Source organism: Kineococcus endophyticus (assembly GCF_040796495.1).
Lineage (GTDB): Bacteria > Actinomycetota > Actinomycetes > Actinomycetales > Kineococcaceae > Kineococcus > Kineococcus endophyticus.
Genome location: NZ_JBFNQN010000001.1, coordinates 350,501 through 369,106 on the forward strand (window position 1 = coordinate 350,501; position 18,606 = coordinate 369,106).

Annotated in this window: 17 protein-coding genes; 8 read left to right on the forward strand and 9 right to left on the reverse strand. The window is 75.4% G+C overall.

Features of this window, described 5'->3' with window-relative positions:
• The first annotated feature begins 52 nt into the window (after positions 1–52).
• From AB1207_RS01690 to AB1207_RS01700, 3 genes are read left to right on the forward strand one after another with little or no spacing between them, the layout of a single operon-like run.
• Positions 53–1,048 (forward strand): ROK family glucokinase, encoded by a 996-nt coding sequence (locus AB1207_RS01690; protein WP_367636032.1) that lies wholly within the window; start codon positions 53–55, stop codon positions 1,046–1,048.
• A 32-nt stretch (positions 1,049–1,080) separates the two neighbouring features.
• Positions 1,081–2,172 carry an ROK family glucokinase gene (locus AB1207_RS01695; RefSeq protein WP_367636033.1) on the forward strand — a complete coding sequence of 364 codons (1,092 nt, stop codon included), beginning with the start codon at positions 1,081–1,083 and terminating at the stop codon, positions 2,170–2,172.
• Positions 2,169–2,915, forward strand: a complete 747-nt coding sequence (locus tag AB1207_RS01700; protein ID WP_367636034.1) for an endonuclease/exonuclease/phosphatase family protein — start codon at positions 2,169–2,171, stop codon at positions 2,913–2,915. Before AB1207_RS01695 ends, AB1207_RS01700 begins: the two co-directional genes overlap by 4 nt.
• 3 nt (positions 2,916–2,918) lie before the next feature.
• Here the strand turns inward: AB1207_RS01700 and AB1207_RS01705 are convergent, their stop codons facing one another.
• Entirely contained in the window at positions 2,919–3,566 is a 648-nt protein-coding gene (locus tag AB1207_RS01705; RefSeq protein ID WP_367636035.1) for a hypothetical protein, read from the reverse strand.
• A 138-nt stretch (positions 3,567–3,704) separates the two neighbouring features.
• On the opposite strand from AB1207_RS01705, the gene AB1207_RS01710 reads away from it, so the two are divergent.
• From AB1207_RS01710 to AB1207_RS01720, 3 genes are all read left to right on the forward strand, one after another.
• Positions 3,705–4,535, forward strand: a complete 831-nt coding sequence (locus AB1207_RS01710; RefSeq protein ID WP_367636036.1) for a lysophospholipid acyltransferase family protein — start codon at positions 3,705–3,707, stop codon at positions 4,533–4,535.
• Between the two features lie 96 nt (positions 4,536–4,631).
• Positions 4,632–5,663, forward strand: coding sequence for a 6-phosphofructokinase (locus tag AB1207_RS01715; RefSeq protein WP_367636037.1), 1,032 nt, complete (start codon positions 4,632–4,634; stop codon positions 5,661–5,663).
• An 82-nt stretch (positions 5,664–5,745) separates the two neighbouring features.
• Positions 5,746–7,116, forward strand: coding sequence for a class II 3-deoxy-7-phosphoheptulonate synthase (locus AB1207_RS01720; protein ID WP_367636149.1), 1,371 nt, complete (start codon positions 5,746–5,748; stop codon positions 7,114–7,116).
• Positions 7,117–7,173: 57 nt separating this feature from the next.
• Here the strand turns inward: AB1207_RS01720 and pknB are convergent, their stop codons facing one another.
• Positions 7,174–9,051, reverse strand: a complete 1,878-nt coding sequence (gene pknB, locus AB1207_RS01725; RefSeq protein ID WP_367636038.1) for a Stk1 family PASTA domain-containing Ser/Thr kinase — start codon at positions 9,049–9,051, stop codon at positions 7,174–7,176.
• 45 nt (positions 9,052–9,096) lie between these two features.
• Entirely contained in the window at positions 9,097–10,218 is a 1,122-nt protein-coding gene (locus AB1207_RS01730) for a LysM peptidoglycan-binding domain-containing protein (protein ID WP_367636039.1), read from the reverse strand.
• 194 nt (positions 10,219–10,412) lie between these two features.
• Between AB1207_RS01730 and AB1207_RS01735 the strand changes: the two genes are divergently transcribed.
• Complete coding sequence (locus AB1207_RS01735; protein WP_367636040.1) at positions 10,413–10,808, forward strand: Rv2175c family DNA-binding protein; 396 nt, start codon at positions 10,413–10,415, stop codon at positions 10,806–10,808.
• Positions 10,809–10,826: 18 nt separating this feature from the next.
• Here the strand turns inward: AB1207_RS01735 and AB1207_RS01740 are convergent, their stop codons facing one another.
• The 3 genes from AB1207_RS01740 to AB1207_RS01750 are packed head-to-tail and all read right to left on the reverse strand — an operon-like array spanning position 10,827 to position 14,400.
• Positions 10,827–11,786 (reverse strand): phytoene/squalene synthase family protein, encoded by a 960-nt coding sequence (locus tag AB1207_RS01740; protein ID WP_367636041.1) that lies wholly within the window; start codon positions 11,784–11,786, stop codon positions 10,827–10,829.
• Positions 11,783–13,318 carry a phytoene desaturase family protein gene (gene crtI, locus AB1207_RS01745; RefSeq protein ID WP_367636042.1) on the reverse strand — a complete coding sequence of 512 codons (1,536 nt, stop codon included), beginning with the start codon at positions 13,316–13,318 and terminating at the stop codon, positions 11,783–11,785. Before crtI ends, AB1207_RS01740 begins: the two co-directional genes overlap by 4 nt.
• A complete protein-coding gene (locus AB1207_RS01750) occupies positions 13,315–14,400 on the reverse strand; it encodes a polyprenyl synthetase family protein (protein ID WP_367636043.1) in 1,086 nt (361 codons plus the stop codon). Before AB1207_RS01750 ends, crtI begins: the two co-directional genes overlap by 4 nt.
• 139 nt (positions 14,401–14,539) lie before the next feature.
• On the opposite strand from AB1207_RS01750, the gene AB1207_RS01755 reads away from it, so the two are divergent.
• Complete coding sequence (locus AB1207_RS01755) at positions 14,540–15,184, forward strand: CDP-alcohol phosphatidyltransferase family protein (RefSeq protein WP_367636150.1); 645 nt, start codon at positions 14,540–14,542, stop codon at positions 15,182–15,184.
• A 12-nt stretch (positions 15,185–15,196) separates the two neighbouring features.
• On the opposite strand, the gene AB1207_RS01760 is transcribed toward AB1207_RS01755, so the two are convergent.
• From AB1207_RS01760 to AB1207_RS01770, 3 genes are read right to left on the reverse strand one after another with little or no spacing between them, the layout of a single operon-like run.
• The gene (locus AB1207_RS01760; RefSeq protein ID WP_367636151.1) at positions 15,197–16,666 is read right to left on the reverse strand and encodes a phytoene desaturase family protein; all 1,470 of its coding nucleotides are present in this window, start codon (positions 16,664–16,666) and stop codon (positions 15,197–15,199) included.
• Entirely contained in the window at positions 16,663–17,766 is a 1,104-nt protein-coding gene (locus AB1207_RS01765) for a glycosyltransferase family 2 protein (RefSeq protein WP_367636044.1), read from the reverse strand. Before AB1207_RS01765 ends, AB1207_RS01760 begins: the two co-directional genes overlap by 4 nt.
• On the reverse strand, positions 17,763–18,554 hold the full coding sequence (locus AB1207_RS01770) for a carotenoid biosynthesis protein (protein ID WP_367636045.1): 792 nt from the start codon (positions 18,552–18,554) through the stop codon (positions 17,763–17,765). The genes AB1207_RS01765 and AB1207_RS01770 overlap by 4 nt, the downstream gene beginning before the upstream one ends.
• Between the last annotated feature and the right edge of the window lie 52 nt (positions 18,555–18,606).

The window sequence follows — 18,606 nt, forward strand, 5'->3', positions numbered from 1 at the left end:
TGGCCGCCCTGCTGCGCCGCGGGGCCGACGTCGCAGGGAGAACCGCACCGGCATGGTCGAGCTGGCAGCCCAGAACCCCGTCCCCCACCCGGTGCAGAACGCCGTCGGCGTCGACATCGGCGGCACCAAGATCGCGGCCGGGGTCGTCGACCACCGTGGCGAGATCCTCGTCCAGACCCGGCGCGAGACGCCCGCCTCGCACCCCTCGGCCATCGCCGACGCCGTCGCGGACGCCGTCGCGGAGCTGCGCACCACCCACGTCTTCGGCCCGGTCGGCGTCGCGGCCGCCGGCTTCGTCGACGCCGCGCGCCGGCAGGTCGTGTTCGCGCCGAACCTGGCGTGGCGCGACGAGCCTCTGGCCGACCACCTCGAGGCGCGGATCGACGCGCCCGTCGTCGTCGAGAACGACGCCAACGCGGCCGCCTGGGCCGAGTACCGCTTCGGCGGCGGCCTGGACGAGCACGGCAACGCGGTGGACGACCTCGTCATGCTCACGCTCGGCACCGGCCTGGGCGGCGGCATCGTCACCGGCGGCGTCCTGCAGCGCGGGGCCAACGGGGCGGCGGCCGAGCTGGGCCACGTCCGCGCCGTCCCCGGCGGGCGCGCCTGCGGCTGCGGGAACTCCGGCTGCTGGGAGCAGTACGTGGCGGGCAACGCGCTCGTGCGCGACGCGCGCGACCTGCTGCGCTCGGGCGACCCGGACGGTGCGCCGCTGCTGGCGGCCGTCGGCGGGGACCCCAAGGCCGTGAGCGGCCCCGTCGTGACCCGCCTGGCCCAGGCCGGCGACCCCGGCTGCGCGCGGCTGCTGGCCGACGTCGGCCGCTGGCTCGGGGAGGCCGTGGCGAGCTTCGTCGCCATGCTCGACCCCGAGGTCGTCGTCATCGGCGGCGGCGTGTCGAGCGCCGGTGACCTGCTCCTGGGCCCGGCACGGGTCAGTCTGGCCGAGAACCTGTCCGGCCGGACCCACCGCAAGCCGCCGCCGCTGCGCACCGCGACCAAGGGCAACGACGCCGGCATCATCGGCGCCGCGGACCTCGCCCGCGTCTGAGCCCCGGCCACCTGACGACCCCGGGAGACCGCATGGCCACCCCCCGCACACCCCGCGTGCCCGGCACCCCCCGCCGCCGACGCGCACCCGACCCGCGGCGCGTCGCGCTGCAGCAGCGGCTGCGGCAGCAGACGCGCCGCGTCTTCATCGGGGACGGCCCGGCCGTCGGCGTGGACATCGGCGGGACGAAGGTCGCCGCGGGCGTCGTCGACGGGGAGGGCCGCGTCGTCGCGCAGCTGCGCCGCGAGACCCCCACGACGAGCCCGCAGGGCGTCGAGGACACGATCGCCGAGGTCGTCGAGGAGCTCGCGGCCCACCACGACATCGTCTCCGTCGGCATCGGCGCCGCCGGCTTCGTCGACGCCGAGCGCGCCAACGTCCTGTTCGCCCCGCACCTGGCCTGGCGCAACGAGCCGTTGCGCGAGGCCGTCGAGCGGCGTGTCCGCACCCGCCTCGGCCGGCGCGTCGGGCGGCGCACGGTCGTCGAGAACGACGCCAACGCCGCCGCCTGGGCGGAGTACCGCTTCGGGGCCGGCCGCGGGGAGTCCCGTCTCGTCTGCGTGACCATGGGCACCGGCATCGGGGGCGGGATCGTCACCCAGGGCCGCGTTGTCCGCGGCCGCTACGGCATCGCCGGCGAGTTCGGGCACATGATCGTCGTCCCCGGCGGGCACCGCTGCGAGTGCGGCAACCGCGGCTGCTGGGAGCAGTACGCCTCCGGCAACGCCCTGGTCCGCGAGGCGCGCGAGCTGGCCCGGTCGAACTCGCCCGTGGCCCACCACCTGCTCGACCTCGCCGGCGGCAACCCCGAGGCGATCAGCGGACCGATGGTCACCGACGCCGCCCGCGCGGGGGACCCGGCCGCCGTCGAGCTCTTCGAGGACGTCGGGCGCTGGCTCGGCATCGGCGTGGCCAACCTGGCCGCCGCCCTGGACCCGGGGACCGTCGTCATCGGCGGCGGGGTCTCCGACGCCGACGAGCTGCTGCTCGGCCCGTGCCGGGACGCCTACCGCCGCACGCTGACCGGTCGCGGGTTCCGCCCCGAGCTGACCATCGCCCGCGCGAGCCTCGGCCCGGCCGCGGGCCTGGTGGGGGCGGCGGACCTGTCCCGCGGCTGGGGGTGAGGACCGCGCAGGCCCCGGTGCGGGTCGCCACCTTCAACGTCCGGGAGCTGCTCGACGACACCGTCGCCGTCCGTGAGGTGCTGCGGGCGGTGGCCGCCGACGTGGTGTGCCTGCAGGAGGTGCCCACGCACGTCCTGGCCCGGCACCGGCTCGGGGTCCTCGCCGCCGACACGGGGTTGTGGGTGGCCGCCTCCGGCCCCGAGGGGGCGGGCACCGCGGTGCTCACCGCGACGCGCGTCGACGTGCGGGCCGCCGGCGTGCGCGCCTTGCCGACCCCGCGGCGGCGCGGTTGGAGGCCGGTCCGACCGCGCGGCACGGCCGAGGCCGTCGTGCGGGTGCCGGTGGAGCAGGGCTGGTCGGCGGCGGTCCTCGTGCGCAGCGTGCACCTCGGCCTGGATGCGGGGGAGCGGTTCGGCCACCTGTCCCGGCTCACCCCGGGGTGCGCCGTCGACGGGGAGGTCGGCCGGTGGCGGGACGCGCCCACCGTCGTCGCGGGTGACCTCAACGAGGAACCGGGCGGCCCGGTCCACCAGCGGCTGTGCACGGTCCTCGTCGACGTCGCCGAGGCCGTGGGCGACCCGCAGCCCACCTTCCCGGCCCGCTCCCCGCGGCGTCGGCTGGACCTGCTGCTGGCGGACCGTCAGCTGAGCGTCGTCGGCGCGCACGTCCCGACCGGGCACCCGGGCGCGAGCGACCACCTGCCCGTGGTGGCGGACCTGCTGGTGCCCGTCGGACCCCGCTGAGGGTCAGACGACGGCACCGTCGTCATCGTCGTCGTCCCGGCTGCTCGGCAGGCGGATGACGAGGGTCGCGAAGCCGGCGACGAAGACCGCCGCCGTGATGGCCGTCATGAGCTGGGGGACGTCGTTCCAGCCCAGCGCGACGACGAGGAGGAACAGCGGGGAGCCGACGACGGCGATCCAGGCGGCCCAGCCGACGACGTCGCGCGGCAGCGGGGACGGGTCGGCCGGGACGAAGCGGTCCTCCCCGAGCGCCCGCAGCTCGGCGGGTTCGTCGTCGCGCTGACGGGGGGTCGCGAACCACTCCGGGGACGGGACGTCCTCGCGCGGGGCCGGCGGCAACGGTGCGGCCGGCCGGACGAGCCGGGTGCGGTCCTCGGGGGACTCGGCCGGTTCCTCGGCTCCGGCGCGGTGCCGGGGGGACCGGTCCTCGGCGGACTCGGTCGCGGTGGTGGCCTCCTCGGCCGCGGCGGGGGAGTCCTCACCCGCCGGGTCTCCTGCGTCGGGCGCGCCCGTGGGCTCGGCCGGGGTCGTGTCCCGCGCGTCCTCGGTGCGTTCCGGCGCCGCGGCGTCGTCCCCCCAGTGCGCGACGATCTCGGCGAACGCCGCGTCGACGTCGAGGGGGCCGGATCCGTCGTCCGGGGTGCGGGACACGCTGTCATCGTGTCACGCCGGGACCGGACCGGTCGAGGTCGACGCGAGGTCGACGCGATGTCGACGTGGGCTCGACGCGAGCCGGACCTGTGGTCGCGGTGCCCCCTGGTGCCGGTGCTCACAGGTAGCGTTCCGGAGGTGCCCCGGTTCCCGGTCCTGTACTGGCCGATCAAGCTGCTCGTCGCCGAACCGCTGGTCACCGCCGTCTTCCGGCCGTGGGTGCGCGGGCTCGAGCACGTCCCGACCTCCGGCCCGGCGATCCTGGCCAGCAACCACCTCTCGGCGGCCGACACCGTGCTGCTGCCGACCGTCGTGCGCCGCCGCGTCACGTTCATCGCCAAGGCCGACCTGTTCCGGGGCACGGGCGTCAAGGGGAAGCTGACGGCCGGGCTCATGCACGGCATCGGGCAGCTGCCCGTGGACCGCTCCGGAGGTCGCGCGTCCTCGGCGGCGATCGACAGCGCGGTGTCGGTGCTGCGCGACGGCGAGCTGTTCGGCATCTACCCCGAGGGCACGCGGTCGCCCGACGGACGCCTGTACCGCGGGCGCACGGGGGTGGCCCGCATCGCGCTGGCCTCGGGGGCCCCCGTGCTGCCGGTCGCGATGGTCGGCACCGAGGACCTCCTCCCGACCGGCCGCGTGCTGCCCAAGGTGCGCCGCGTCGGCGTCGTCATCGGTGAGCCGCTGGACTTCTCCCGCTACGCCGGGCGGGCCGACGACCAGCTCGTCGTGCGCTCGGTCACCGACGAGGTGATGGCCGCGATCCAGGCGCTCTCGCACCAGGAGTACGTCGACGCCTACGCCGAGCGCAGCCGGCTGCGCGCCGAGCTGTCGCGGGGGACGGGCGTGCCCGAACCGACCACGCCGTCCTCCGGTGGGCCCGGTGGCCGTGCCGCCCCGACGGGGGAGCCGCCACGGCCCCCGGCAGCGGGCGACGACGCGCCGGGCGGGGGTGCCGCGACGCGCTGACCGCGCGGTGGCAGAGTGCTGCCGTCCAAGGGTCGTCCCGCGGGTCTTCCCAGGGGTCAGGCACGCCGGCGAGGACGCCGGGGAGTGGAGTCCAGGATGCGGGTCGGGATCCTCACCGGGGGCGGCGACTGCCCCGGTCTCAACGCCGTCGTGCGGGCGGCGGTCATCGCCGGGACGCAACGGCACGGCATGGAGTTCGTCGGCTTCGTCGACGGCTGGCGCGGGGTGCTGGACGGCGAGACCGTGCCGCTCGACGAGGCCGCGGTCCGGCCGCTGCTGACCGTCGGCGGCACCGTCCTGGGCTCGTCCCGGACCAACCCGCTCAAGGACGGCGAGGAGCAGGGCGTGGCCCGGGTGCGGGCGCAGCTGTCCGCCCTCGGGGTCGACGCGCTGCTGGCCATCGGCGGCGAGGACACGCTCGGCGTCGCGACGGCGCTGCACGAGGCGGGCGTCCCCGTGGTGGGCGCGCCGAAGACCATCGACGACGACCTGTCGGCCACCGACGCGACCTTCGGCTTCGACACCGCCGTCCAGACCGCGGTCGACGCGTGCGACCGCCTGCGCACGACGGGGGCCAGCCACCACCGCGCGATGATCGTCGAGGTGATGGGCCGGCACGCCGGGTGGATCGCCCTGCACACGGGCATGGCGGCGGGCGCGCACGTCACGCTGCTGCCCGAGGAGGACGTCGACCTCGACGCCGTGGGTGCCACGGTGCGCGAGGTGCTGGCCCGCGGTGAGGCGCCGCTCGTCGTCGTCAGCGAGGGCGCCAAGGTGCACGGCGCCGAGGCCGTCAAGAACGCTCCGCGGGACGCCTTCGGGCACGTCCAGCTCGGCGGGGCGGGCGACGCCCTCGAGCACGAGATCGCCGCGCGGGTGCCGGGGCTGTCCACGCGCGTCACCGTCCTGGGCCACCTGCTGCGCGGCGGGACGCCGTCGGCCGCGGACCGCATCCTCGCGACGCGGTTCGGCCTCAGCGCGATCGAGGCGCTCGCGTCTGGGAACCTGGGGACCATGGCGTCGCTGCACGGGGTGGACGTGGTGCAGGTGCCGCTCGCCGACGCGACGGGCGTCCTGCGAACCGTTCCCGAGAGCAGGCGCGCGGAGACGGCGGGGCTGCACTGGTGAACTCCGGCGCCCGCGGGGGCGCCGGGGTGCGACACTGGCCCGCGTGAGCACGCACACGACCGCGACGACCGCCCCGAGCTCGATCCCGGGTCAGTCCAGCACCAGCTGGCCGGACCTGCCCGCCGCTCAGCAGCCGCAGTGGCCGGACGCCGCCGCGCTGGCCGAGGTGCAGGCGGAGCTCGCGTCGTATCCGCCGCTCGTGTTCGCCGGGGAGGCCGACCAGCTGCGCGCGCAGCTGGCCAAGGCGGCCCGCGGCGAGGCGTTCCTGCTCCAGGGCGGGGACTGCGCCGAGACGTTCGCCGGCGCGACGGCCGACGGCATCCGCCGCCGGCTCAAGACGATGCTGCAGATGTCGGCCGTCCTGACGTACGGCGCTTCGTTGCCCGTGATCAAGGTCGGCCGCATGGCGGGCCAGTTCTCCAAGCCGCGCTCGAGCAACGACGAGACGCGTGACGGGGTGACGCTGCCCGCCTACCGCGGTGACGCCGTCAACGACTACGCCTTCACGCCCGAGTCGCGGACGCCGGACCCCCAGCGGCTGCTGCGGGCGTACCACACGTCCTCGGCGACGCTGAACCTCATCCGCGCCTTCACGACCGGTGGCTACGCGGACCTGCGCAAGGTCCACGAGTGGAACCGCGGTTTCGCGGCGACGGCGGCCAACGCCAAGTACGAGGCGCTGGCCCGGGACATCGACAAGGCGATGAAGTTCATGATCGCTTGCGGCGCCGACTTCGACGCCCTGCAAACGGTCGACTTCTTCGCCAGCCACGAGGCGCTGCTCCTCGACTACGAGCGGCCGCTGACCCGCACGCTGGACGAGGAACCGCCGCTCAGCGGTCCGGCCGGCACCGACGTGCGCCAGGGCGGTCCCTACGACGTCTCGGGGCACATGGTGTGGATCGGGGAGCGCACCCGTCAGCTCGACGGCGCGCACGTCGACTTCGCCTCCAAGATCCGCAACCCCATCGGCATCAAGCTGGGGCCGAAGACGTCCGTCGAGGACGCGCTCGCGCTCGTGGAGAAGGTCGACCCGTACCGCGAGCCGGGCCGGCTGACCTTCATCACGCGCATGGGCGCCTCGACGATCCGCGAGGCGCTGCCCGCGCTCGTCGAGGGCGTCACCCGCGCCGGGGCGCAGGTCACCTGGGTCTGCGACCCGATGCACGGCAACACGATCACCTCGACCAGCGGCTACAAGACGCGCCGGTTCGACGACGTCGTGGACGAGGTGCGCGGGTTCTTCGAGGTGCACCGCGCGCTGGGCACCGTGCCCGGCGGCCTGCACGTCGAGCTCACGGGGGACGACGTCACCGAGTGCCTCGGCGGTGCGTTCGACATCGACGACGCGGCCCTGGCGACCCGCTACGAGTCGCTGTGCGACCCGCGCCTGAACCACCAGCAGTCCCTCGAGCTGGCGTTCCTCGCGGCGGAGATGCTCTCCCAGCGCTGACCGGTACGACGAAGGGCCCGGGACCTCGAGGTCCCGGGCCCTTCGTCGTGCTCAGGGTCAGACCACCGTCAGGGTGATCGTCGAGCCCTTCGGGACGCTCTGGCCGGCGGCGGGGTCGCTGCTGCGGACGGTGCCGAAGACGCCGCCCAGGATGTTGTCGCGGGCCACCTTGAAACCCAGGGCCTGCAGCTGCTGGGTCGCCGCGTCGACGTTCTTGCCCTGGACCTGCGGGACCTGGACGAGCGGGGGTCCGGCGGACACGACGAGCCGGACGGCGTCGCCGCGGAAGAGGGTCCCGTCGGCGGGGGTCTGGGAGATGACCTGCCCCTTCGGCACCGTCTCGCTGATCTGCTGGTCGACGCCGCCCACGGTGAGCCCGCGGTCGGTGATCGCCGTGGCCGCCGCGTCCTGCGGCTGGTCCACGACGTTCGGGACGTCGATCGGCTCGCGGCCCTTGGAGACGACGAGCGCGACGGGGCTGTCGTGGTTCACCACCGTCCCGGCGGCCGGGTCGGTGCGGATCACGGCGCCCTCGGGGACGTCCTCGCTGAATTCCTGGCTGACGGCGCCCACGCCCAGACCCGTGTCGCGCAGCCGGGACTCCGCGTCGGACTGCGAGGCCCTGACGACGTCCGGGACGGCGAACTGCTGGATCCCGCGGCTGACGACGATGGTCACCGTGCCGTCCTTGCGGACGCGGTCCCCGTCCTCGGGGTCGCTGGAGGCGACGAGCCCGGTGGCGACCGTGTCGCTGAACCCCTGCTGCTCGTCGACGCCCAGCCCCGCCGACTGCAGGATCGAGCGCGCCTCCTGCGGTGACTTCCCGGCCACGGCGGGGGTCGTCGTGTACGCGCCGGGCCCGGCGAGGAAGTACCAGGAGATGCCGGCGCCGACGGCCAGGACCAGCAGCACGAGGCCCACGAGCAGGCCCCGGCGCGAGCGGTGGCCCTCCGAGGACGGCACGGTGTCCGCCTCGTCCTTCGCCGCCAGGGCCCCGATGCGGGTGGTGCTGCCCGGCGCGGACGGGGTGGCCGGACGGGGTGCCCGGGCGCCGAGCTGCTCCGGCGTCAGGGACGACCGCACGGCGCGCAGCTGCTCGAGCATCTCCCCGGCGTCGGCGGGCCGTTCGTCGGGGTCCTTGGCCAGGGCGTCGAGGACGAGCGCGTCGAGCGCCTTCGGCAGGCCCGGCGCCTTCACCGACGGCGGTGGCACGGTCTCGTGGACGTGCTTGTAGGCGATCGTGAACGGGCTGTCGCCGGTGAAGGGCGGCGCGCCCGTGAGCATCTCGTAGAGCATGACGCCCACGCCGTAGACGTCGCTGCGCGCGTCGGTCTCGCCGGTCTCGAGCTGCTCGGGCGCCAGGTACTCGGCGGTGCCCATGAGGTCGCCCATGCCGACGGTGGTGCTCTGCCCGCCGCCGGCGGAGGCGGCCCGGGCCAGGCCGAAGTCGGCCACCTTGACCCGGCCGTCGTCGGCGACGAGGACGTTGGCCGTCTTGACGTCCCGGTGCAGGACGCCCTTGCGGTGCGCCTCGGCGAGGGCGTCGAGGACGTCCGCCGTGACGCTGAGGGCCTCGCCGGGAGTGAGCGCGCCCTTGTCGAGGACGACGTCGCGCAGCGTGCGCCCGTCGATGAGCTCCATGACGAGGTAGGCCGTCTCGGTGCCGCCCTCGTGGTCCACGCCCTGGTCCAGGACGGCCACGATGCCCGGGTGCGTCAGACGTGCCGCGGACTTGGCCTCCCGGACGAACCGGGAGCGGGCCGTCGGGTCGTGGGCGAGGTCCGCGCGCAGGACCTTGAGGGCGACCACGCGCTCGAGGCGCTCGTCCTCGGCCCGGTAGACGACGCCCATGCCCCCGCGGCCGACACGGCCCAGGACGTGGTACCGCCCGTCCAGGCGTCGTCCGACGAGGGGGTCGGAGAGGGTCGCGTCCACGGTCAGCGAGTCTAGGTCGACTCAGCGTCCGATCCGGTCCGCGACTCAGCGGAAGCGGGCCTGCAACGTCTGGACGTTCGCGACGTAGCGCCGGGTGTCGTCGTACATCCCGCGGGAACGGACCGAGGCCTGCCCCTGGTAGTACGACGCGATCGCGACGTCCGGCGGGTTGTTGGCGACGAGCGTGCGCAGGATCGCGACGCCGGCCTTGGCGTTGTCGCGGGCGTCGAAGAGGTCGATGGGTTCCCCGAGCAGGTTCGAGGCCCACTCGCCCGAGCTCGGGATGACCTGCATCGCCCCGATGGCGTTGGCGTGCGAGACGACCTTCATCTGGAAGCCCGACTCCTGCATGCCGATGGCCAGGGCGAGGGAGGGGTCCACCCCGAGCCGCACGGCCGTCGAGCGGATGATCTCCCGCATCTCCGCCTTGCTCGGCTGCTTGCTCGCCTGGATGCGGGCGCGGTTGGTCGAGACGGCGTCCGAGACGGCGGGAGCCTGGGTGGTGGGCTTCGGCGTCGTGGCCGGCTTGGCCGACTGGCCCGCGGCGCCGGTGCGCAGCGTCTGGCCCTCGACGATGAAGCCGGCCGCGTCGAGGCCGTTGAGGGCCACCAGGTCGGCCACGCTCGTCCCCGTCGTCAGGGCGATGTGCGAGAGCGTGTCACCGGCCGCGACGGTGTAGGTGCCGCCCGCCGCGGGGGCGCGCCCGCCCGAGGTCGAGGCCCCGGCCGTGCCGCCGGGCAGCGTCAGCACCTGACCGGCCCGCAGGAAGCCGTCGGCCGAGAGCCCGTTCGCGTCGCGCAGAGCACCGACGGTCGTGCCCTGCGCCAGGGCGATGTGGGAGAGCGTGTCGCCGTCCTGCACGGTGTACGAGCCGCCCCCCGACGTGCTCTGCGGCCCCGGGACGCGCAGCTGCTGCCCCTCGACGACGAAGGCGTCCGCACCCAGCCCGTTGGCCGTGACGACGGCGTCGACGGTGGTGCCGTGCGCGGCCGCGATGGCCCCGACGGTGTCCCCGGCCTCGACGGTCACCACGGTCTCGCCCGGGGCCGCGGCGGCGTGCGCGGCGGGGACGAGGGCGGTGGGGGCGGCGGCGCCGACGAGCGCGGCGGCCAGCCAGCGTCCGCGACGCGCACCGGGGGTGGGGGTGTCAGTGGTCTCGTCGGCCATGGCGTCCCTCGCAGTCGTGACGGGTGGTGCAGCTGGTGCGGGAGTGCACCGGTGGGGCAGGGCTGAACCTAGCGGACCCCTCCGACACTCCGCCGTCCACGATGTCGGAGGAGCAGCGCCGAGCACGGGAGGTGACCGGGCGCGTCGCGCGGTGACCGGTGTCGTCCCCGCGGCGGACACGGCAGACTGGTGGGGTGGTTGCACCGCTGAGAGCAGAGATCGCCCGGGAGAAGAGCACCGAGGAGCTGGACGGCCTCGTCCCGGAGTGGCTGACCGTCCCCGACGTCGCCGAGCGGACCGGCCAGGACCAGCGCGTCGTGCGTCGCTGGCTGCAGGAGCGCGAGCTCGTCGCGGTCCGGCGGGGCGAGCGCTCCGTGGCCCAGGTCCCGGCCGCGTTCGTCACCGACGAGGGGCCGCTGAACCACCTCAAGGGGACCCTGTCGGTCCTCATGGACTCGGGGTACACCGACGTGGAGGCGCTGGCCTGGCTCTTCACTCCTGACGACACCCTGCCGGGGACCCCCATCGACGCGCTGCGGGCCAACCGCAAGACCGAGATCCGGCGACGGGCCCAGGCGCTCAGCTTCTGAGCCGCCCGAGCCCGGTGCTCAGGAGGCGGTGGTCCAGCGCGCCTCGTCCCGGCGGGCGAGGCGCGCGCGGACCAGGCCGGGCACGGCGACGGCGAGCCGCCGGCCCATCCCGACCTTGACGCGGCGCGACAGCACGTCGAAGCCCGCGGCCTCGACCTCCCCGAGGATCCCGCCGTACAGCAGGTAGGCCGTGCGCAGGCAGTCCCGCGACGTGGGGTGGACCATGTCCAGCCCCGGCTCGGCGTACGCGTACAGCTCCCGCGTCCGCTCGGCCTCGAAGGCGAGCACGTCGCGGACCGCCTGCGGGGTCGTGCCCGCGGCCCGCGCGGCGAAGAGGTCCTCCCGCGTGAGCCCGAAGCGGGCGAGGTCCTCCTCGGGCACGTACACGCGTCCGCGGTCCAGGTCCTCACCGACGTCGCGGACGAAGTTCGTCAGCTGGAACGCCTCGCCGAGCGCCCGGGCGCGCGGTACCGCGTCCGGGGTCAGCGGTTCGAGGATCGGCAGCATCTCCAGCCCGATGACGGCCGCCGAGCCGTAGACGTAGTGGCGCAGGTCCTCGTACGTGGCGTACCCGGTCGTCGTGATGTCCATCCGCATGGACTCCAGGAACGCCTCAACGTGCTCGCGCGGCAGGTCCCAGCGGCGCATCGTCGCCGCCATCGCCCGCCCCACGGGCTCGGCGGCGTCCTGAACGTCGAGGGACGCGAGGAACTCGTCCGACCACCGCACGAGGGCGTCCGGGTCCGGGTCCGTCAGGGAGTCCACGAACTCGTCGGCGTACCGCGCGAAGCCGTAGAGCGCCCAGACGTACGGCCGCTTGGCCGGCGGCAGGAGGAGCGTCGCGAGGTAGTACGTCTTGCCGTGCTCGGCGTGCAGGAGGCGGCACGCCTCGAACGCCTCGCGCAGGTCCGGGTCCACCAGGGCCGGGTCGTCCTGCGCGGCGGCGTCGAGGCAGACGGCGCTGCTGCGGGGGATCACACGCTCCGCCAGGCGCGGGAGGTGTAGCTGCGGTCGCGGCCGGTGACGCGTTCGGCGGCCAGTCGGCCCGACACCAGGACCATCGGGACCCCGACGCCGGGCTGGGTGCCGGACCCGGTGAACACGACGTTCTCGCCCCAGAGGTTGCCGGGCCGGAACGGGCCCGTCTGGCGGAAGGAGTGCGAGGCCGCGAAGGGCGCGCCGTCGGCCATGCCGCGCCGCTCCCAGTCGGCGGGCGTCGTCACGTCCTCGACCTCGACGCCCTCGGCGAACCCGGTGTACCCGCGCTGCTCGAGCGTCGCCATGACGTGCTCGCGGTACCGCGGCGCGATGCGGTCCCAGTCCAGCGGGGAGGACCCCGCCGACAGCGACGGGGTCGGGAACAGCACGTAGTAGATGTGCTTGCCCGCGGGGGCCAGGGACGGGTCGGACACGGTCGGGCGCGACACGAGCACCGACGGGTCGCTCATGAGGCGGCCGTCGAGCAGTTCGGCGAACACCTCCTTCCACGCGTTCCCGAAGTGGATGGAGTGGTGCACCGGGTCCGGGTAGTCCTTCGAGGACCCGGCCAGCAGCAGGTAGCAGCTGGGGGAGTACGACAGGTTGCGGCGCACCGGCTTGCCGAGCAGCTTCTCGCGGGCCACGGGCAGGTCGGGGTTCAGGACGACGACGTCGGCCGGGAACCGGCGCCCGTCCGTCGTCGTGACGGCCGTCGCGCGCCCGCCCTCGCGCTCGACGCGGTCGACCGTGGCGCCGTAGTGGAACTGGACGCCGTGCTTCTCGGCGGCCGCCGCCATCGCCGTCGGCAGGGCGTGCATGCCGCCCTTGGGGAAGAACACCCCCGCGACGGAGTCCATGTACGCGATGACCGCGTACAGCGCCAGGGCGTCGTACGGCGACAACCCCGCGTACAGGGCCTGGAAGGAGAACATCCGCTGGGTGCGGGGGTCCTTGAGGAACTTGCCGACCTCGGGGGCCAGCTTCTTGAACCCCCCGGCCGCCAGCAGCCGCACGAGGTTCGGCTTGAGCAGGTCCAGCGGGGTGTCGATGTTGCTGTCGATGAAGTCGCGGATCTCCCACCGGTACAGGTTCGCGACGTGGTCGACGAAGCGGCGGTAGCCGTCCGCCTCGGCCGCCCCGCACAGCTCACCGATCGCCTGCGCGGTGCGCTCGACGTCCGCCGAGACGTGCAGCGAGGTGCCGTCGGCGTAGTTGCCCCGGTAGAGCGGATCGACCGGGTGCAGGTCCAGCCAGTCGTGCATGTCCTCGCCGAGCGCGTCGAAGCAGTCGGCGATGAGGTCCGGCATCGTCAGGACAGTCGGCCCGGTGTCGAACCGGTACCCGTCCTTGACGACCAGCCCGGCCCGACCGCCCGGGACGTCCTCGCGTTCGAGGACCGTGACGTTGCGCCCGGCTCCGGCCAGCCGCATGGCTGCGGACAGCCCCGCGAGGCCGGCCCCCACCACCACGACGTCGTCGGTGCGTCCGGCGACGTGCCGGGTGCGGCCCGGCAGCCAGTCCAGCGCGCTCACGAGCGCCTGCTCGTGGCCGCCACGACGAGGGCGTGCAGCGCCCCGCGGGCGTCCTCGGTGAGGTCGGCGCCGTCGAGGGTCGCGCAGGCCACCCCGACCTGCTGCTCGATCAGCGCCTCCACCCCCGCGAGGGCCCCGGTGTCCGTCAGGACGTCGCGCAACATGTCCACACCTTCCGTCGTCAGGTCGGGGTCCCCCAGCAGCCGGCGCACCGTCTCGGCCTGCGCGGGGGTCGCGTTCTGCACGGCCAGGCCGACCAGGACGGTCCGCTTGCCCTCGCGCAGGTCGTCGCCGGCCGGCTTGCCCGTCTCGGCCGGGTCGCCGAAGACGCCGAGCACGTCGTCGCGCAGCTGGAACGCCTCCCCGAGGGCGAGCCCGAAGCGGGAGTAGTCCGCCAGGAGGTCGGTCGAGGCCCCGGCGAGGGACCCGCCGAGCAGCAGCGGGTGCTCGATGGAGTACTTGGCGCTCTTGAACGTCAGGACCCGGCGGGCCCGGTCGACCGCGCCGTCGCTGCCGCGCTGCGTCGAGGACGCCTGCTCCAGCATGTCGAGGTACTGACCGCCCATGAGCTGGGTGCGCATCGTGTTGAAGACGCGGCGGCCGCGCAGCATCGCCTCGGCGGGCAGCTCGCTGCGGGAGAACAGCTCGTCGCTCCAGCTCAGGCACAGGTCGCCCGCGAGGACGGCGCCGGCCAGGCCGAAGCGCGTCCGGCTGCCCTCCCAGTCCTGCTCGCGGTGCAGCGCCTCGAACCGGCGGTGCACGGCGGGCTGGCCGCGGCGCGTGTCGGAGTCGTCCATGACGTCGTCGTGGATGAGCGCGGCCGCCTGGAACAGCTCCAGCGCCGCGGCGGCCGTGACGATGCCGTCGTCCGGCAGGTCCTCGGCCACGCCGTGGTACCCCCAGAAGCAGAACGCGGGGCGCAGCCGTTTGCCCCCGCGCAGGAGGGCCGCGATCGCGTCGAGGACGGGGTCGCAGTCGGCGCTGACCTCGCGCAGGACGGCGGTCTGGTCGTGGAGGAACTCCTCGAGGACCCTCGACACGGCGGTCCGCAGTTCAGCCGTCGCCCGGAGCGGGGAACTCATCTCGACAGCCGTTGACTCGACACTGGGGGTGGGCGGCACAGGGGCACTCTAGGCATGACCCCCGACACGGGCGAACGGACGTCGGTGCTGGTCACAGGCAGGTCACGGGGGGTCGTCTCCTACGGTGGGAGGCGTGGTGATGGACCGGGAGGCGTACCTGCAGCGCTGGAGCGCGCTGCACGGCGGCACGCACGCCAACGCGCTGGTGCGCGGCTGGCTCAGCGGCGCCCACGTCCTGGCCCGACCCCTGGCGGCGGCCGGGACGGCGCCCTGGGTCGTCACCCTGGTCGGCGCGGCGCTGGCCGTCGCCGCCGCGGCGCTCGCCGTCGCGGGTGGTCGCGGCGGGGCCGCCGCCGTGGGGGCCGGGGTGCTGCTCGCCGCGGCCGGGGTCTTCGACAACCTCGACGGTGCCGTGGCCGTCATGACCGGCCGCACCTCCCGGCGGGGCGCGCTGCTCGACGCCGTCGTCGACCGGATCGGCGACGGCGCCTGCGCCGTCGTGCTCTGGGGGTGCGGGGCCCCGGCGTGGCTCGTCCTCGTCGCCGGTGGCCTGGCGCAGCTGCAGGAGTACGTCAGGGCTCGGGCGCAGGGCCTGGGCGTGGACGACGTGACCGTCGTCTCGGTCGCCGAACGTCCCGTCCGCCTGGCCCTGGCGGCGAGCTGCGCCATCGCCACGGCCATCGTCGTCTGGCTCGACTGGGCGACCCTGGGGGCCGGGGTCTGGGCCGTCCTCGGGCTCATCGGCATCGTCCAGGTGACCGGCGCGGTGGTCCGCCGGCTCTGAGCCGCGCCGCCCTCAGGCGGGGCCGACGAGGTCGGTGACGATGCGCGCCGAGAGCCCCACGAGCGGCAACCCCCCGCCCGGGTGCGACGACCCGCCCACCAGGAACAGCCCCGGGACGGGAGAGCGGTTGGCCGGGCGCAGGAACGCCGAGCGCGCCCCGTTGCTCGCCGTGCCGTAGATCGCGCCCCCGTCGCTGCCGGTGCGTTCTTCCAGGTCGGCCGGGGTGCGGACTTCCGCCCACCGCAGCCGGGACCGCACGTCCAACCCGCGGCGGGCGAGCGCGTCGAGGACGACGTCGGTGTGCCGGCGCACCAGGTCCTCCGAGCGCCAGTCCGTGCCGCCGTGCTGCGGGTCGTGGACGGGCGCGTTGACCAGGACGAACCACGCCTCGGTGTCGTCCGAGGGCCGTAGCGCAGGGTCGTCCGGGGCGCTGACGTAGACGGTCGGGTCGGCCACGGGACGGCCCGCGGCGAGGTCGGCGAACTCCGCGTCGTAGTCGTCGGGGAAGAGCACGGTGTGGTGCCGCAGCCCGGGGGTGCGGCCCTCCAGGGCCAGCAGCAGGACGAACCCCGAGCTGGACCGCAGCCGGCGCGGCGGCCGCAACCGGGGCCGGGGCAGCAGGTCGCCGTAGAGCCGGGCGGCGTCGACGGCCGAGACGACGACGTCGGCCCGCACCTGCCTCCCGTCGGCCAGCCGCACGCCCGCCGCCCGGCCGCCCTCCTCCAGCACGCGGTCGACGGGGGCGTCCGTCGTGATGCGCGCCCCGCGCTCGCGGGCGCGGTCGGCCACCGCCTGGGCCAGCAGGTGCAGGCCGCCGCGCACGTACCAGGCGCCGAAGGCCTGCTCGACGAACGGGACGGTGGCCAGCGCCGCGGGGGCCCGGCCCGGGTCGGACCCGGAGTAGGTCGCGTAGCGGTCCAGCAGTGTCCGCAGCCGCGGGTCATGCAGGTACTGGCGCCCCACGCCCCGCAGCGACGACCACGGCGCGACCGTCCGCAGCCCGCGGACGTCCTTCGCCAGGCGCAGCAGCGTCTTCGGCCCCTCGAGGGCGGACTCCAGGAACGGTTCGCGCGCCACGTCCCAGATCTCGGCCGCGCGGCGCTGGAACGCCGTCCACTGCGCCCCCGTGCCCGCGCCCAGCGCGTCGTCGAGCGCACGCGCCACCTGCGGCAGCCCGCCGCCGGGCAGGTCGACCTCGGTCCCGTCGGCGAAGCGGTAGTGGGCCACCGGGTCCAGCTGGACGACGTCGAGCACGGACTCGACGGGGTCGCCGGTCTTGAGGAACAGGTCGCGCTGGACCGCCGGGAGCGTCAGCAGCGAGGGGCCGGTGTCGAAGGAGAAGCCGTCCCGGCTGAACCAGCCGAGCTTGCCGCCCACCTGCGGCCCCTGCTCGAAGACCTCGACCGCGTGCCCCTGCGCGGCGAGGCGTGCCGCGACCGACAACCCGCCGAACCCGGCGCCGACGACCACCACGCGGCTCAGAGCGACCGCCCCTTCCAGACCAGGCCGCCACGGCGGCGGCGGCGCCAGGAGTCCCCGAGCAGCCCGAGCAGCAGCGCCACCGAGGCGGGGTGCCAGAACGCGTCCGGCACGGAGCGACCACCGGTGCGCTCGGCCGCCGCGTACCGCCCGACGACCCCCGCGAGGTAGCCGACGGCGCCGACGGGGGAGCCGGCCAGCGCCGCGGCCGGCGGGACGAGGTACGTCACGACGAGCCCGGCGCCGACGGCCGCGGCCGCCGGGGCGGAGCCGAACGCGGACCAGAGCGACTTGGTGTACCCGTCCCGCAGGTCCCCCCAGCCGCCGTACATCCGGCAGGTGGCCAGCGCGGTCCCGTCGGCGACGCCGCCGCGACCGCCGACGGCCTTGACCGCCCGCAGCAGCGCGAGGTCGTCCAGCACCTCACCCCGCACGGCCGCGTGCCCGCCCGCCCGGCGGTACGTGGCGGCGTCCACGACGAGGAACTGCCCGTTCGCCGCCGCCAGCGACGGCCGGGGCGAGACCTCCGCCCTCCGCAGCGGCAGCGTCGTCAACCACGACCACTGCAGCAGCGGCTGCACGAGGCGTTCGCTCCACGTCAGCGCGAGCTGCCGGGGGTAGGGGCAGACCACGTCGAGACCGGTGCGGCGCAGCAGGTCCACCGCCGCCGCCACCGCGTGCGGGGCGAGCACGACGTCCGCGTCCACGAACACGAGCACCTCGCCCGTCGCGTGGCCGGCGGCCTCGTCGCAGGCCGAGGTCTTGCCCAGCCAGCCCGGGCGCGGCCCGCCGCTGCGGACCAGCCGCACCCGCGGGTCGGCCGCCGCGAAGGCCTCGACCACCTCGGCCGTCCGGTCGCTCGAGGCGTCGTCGACGACGACGACCTCGTAGTCGGGGACCTCGACCTGGTCGAGCAGGGAGGCCAGGCACGCCGGCAGGTCCTCCTCCTCGTCGCGCGCGGGGACGAGGACGCTGACGCGGCCCGGCACCGGGGGCGGGTCCAGGACCGGCACCCGCAGGCCGCGGGCGTTGAGCAGCGAGTGCACCGTGAGCGCGACGGCGCTCGCCGACCCGGCCCAGGTCAGGGCGCGCCACGCCCTCACGGGCGCGTGCCCCGGCCGGCCAGGACCGAGCGCAGGTAGGGCAGGACGGTGAGGCCCATGGCGACGCCGCCGTAGGCGGCGACCACCGGCCGCCGGAAGAACACCGCGTTGCCGAGCGTGGACCCGAGCCACGTCCAGCCCAGGAGGACCGCGGGGACGGTCTGCGGCGCGGTCGTGCCGGGGGTGTCGCGGGTCGTGGCGTGCGCAGCGCCGCAGATGGCCACCGCCGTCAGCAGCCAGCCGGCGTAGTTGGTCAGGGGGATCCCCGGCACGCCGGGCAGGTGCGGCCGCGGCGTCTGGAAGGCCCAGTGCCCGGCAGCCGTCATCTGCGGGTCGAGGAAGAGGTCCCAGGACGCGAGCGTCCACGCTGCGGTCGCGACCGTCGCGACGTCCCGGACCCCGGCCGGCAGGTCCCTCGCGAGGTGCCGCCCGAGCCGCACCGAGGGGTGGGCCATCATCGTCCAGGCCAGCGGCACCACGACGGGCACGTCGAGCACCTGGGGGCCCAGCGTCCCCGCGTAGCGGTACGGGCCGAAGGGGCGGCCCGTCCGCGTCCCGACGGCCTCGGCGACGAGCCCGAGACCCCCGGCGACGGCGAGCGTCGTCGCGGCCGCGCGGGGCCCGCCCCGACGTGCGGCGTCCGTCACCGACGCCGCCGCGAAGGCGACGACCGACCCGATCGTGGTCCGGCGCAACCTCTCCCCGCGCAGCAACGGGTGAGCGACCTGGGTGAGCACGGCCCCGGCCGCGAGGGCACCGCTGAGCGTCCGGGACAGGGAGGAGGGCACGGCGAGCACTCTAGGAGCGGGGTCCGACACGGGCCCTCCGGGGCCGGACGAC

Excerpts from the sequence above, each read along its gene's own strand:
- AB1207_RS01755 (WP_367636150.1), top strand. The coding sequence starts at position 14,540 with ATGGACCGGGAGGCGTACCTGCAGCGCTGGAGCGCGCTGCACGGCGGC.
- AB1207_RS01730 (WP_367636039.1), bottom strand. The coding sequence starts at position 10,218 with ATGGCCGACGAGACCACTGACACCCCCACCCCCGGTGCGCGTCGCGGA.
- AB1207_RS01690 (WP_367636032.1), top strand. The coding sequence starts at position 53 with ATGGTCGAGCTGGCAGCCCAGAACCCCGTCCCCCACCCGGTGCAGAAC.
- AB1207_RS01695 (WP_367636033.1), top strand. The coding sequence starts at position 1,081 with ATGGCCACCCCCCGCACACCCCGCGTGCCCGGCACCCCCCGCCGCCGA.
- AB1207_RS01750 (WP_367636043.1), bottom strand. The coding sequence starts at position 14,400 with ATGAGTTCCCCGCTCCGGGCGACGGCTGAACTGCGGACCGCCGTGTCG.
- AB1207_RS01715 (WP_367636037.1), top strand. The coding sequence starts at position 4,632 with ATGCGGGTCGGGATCCTCACCGGGGGCGGCGACTGCCCCGGTCTCAAC.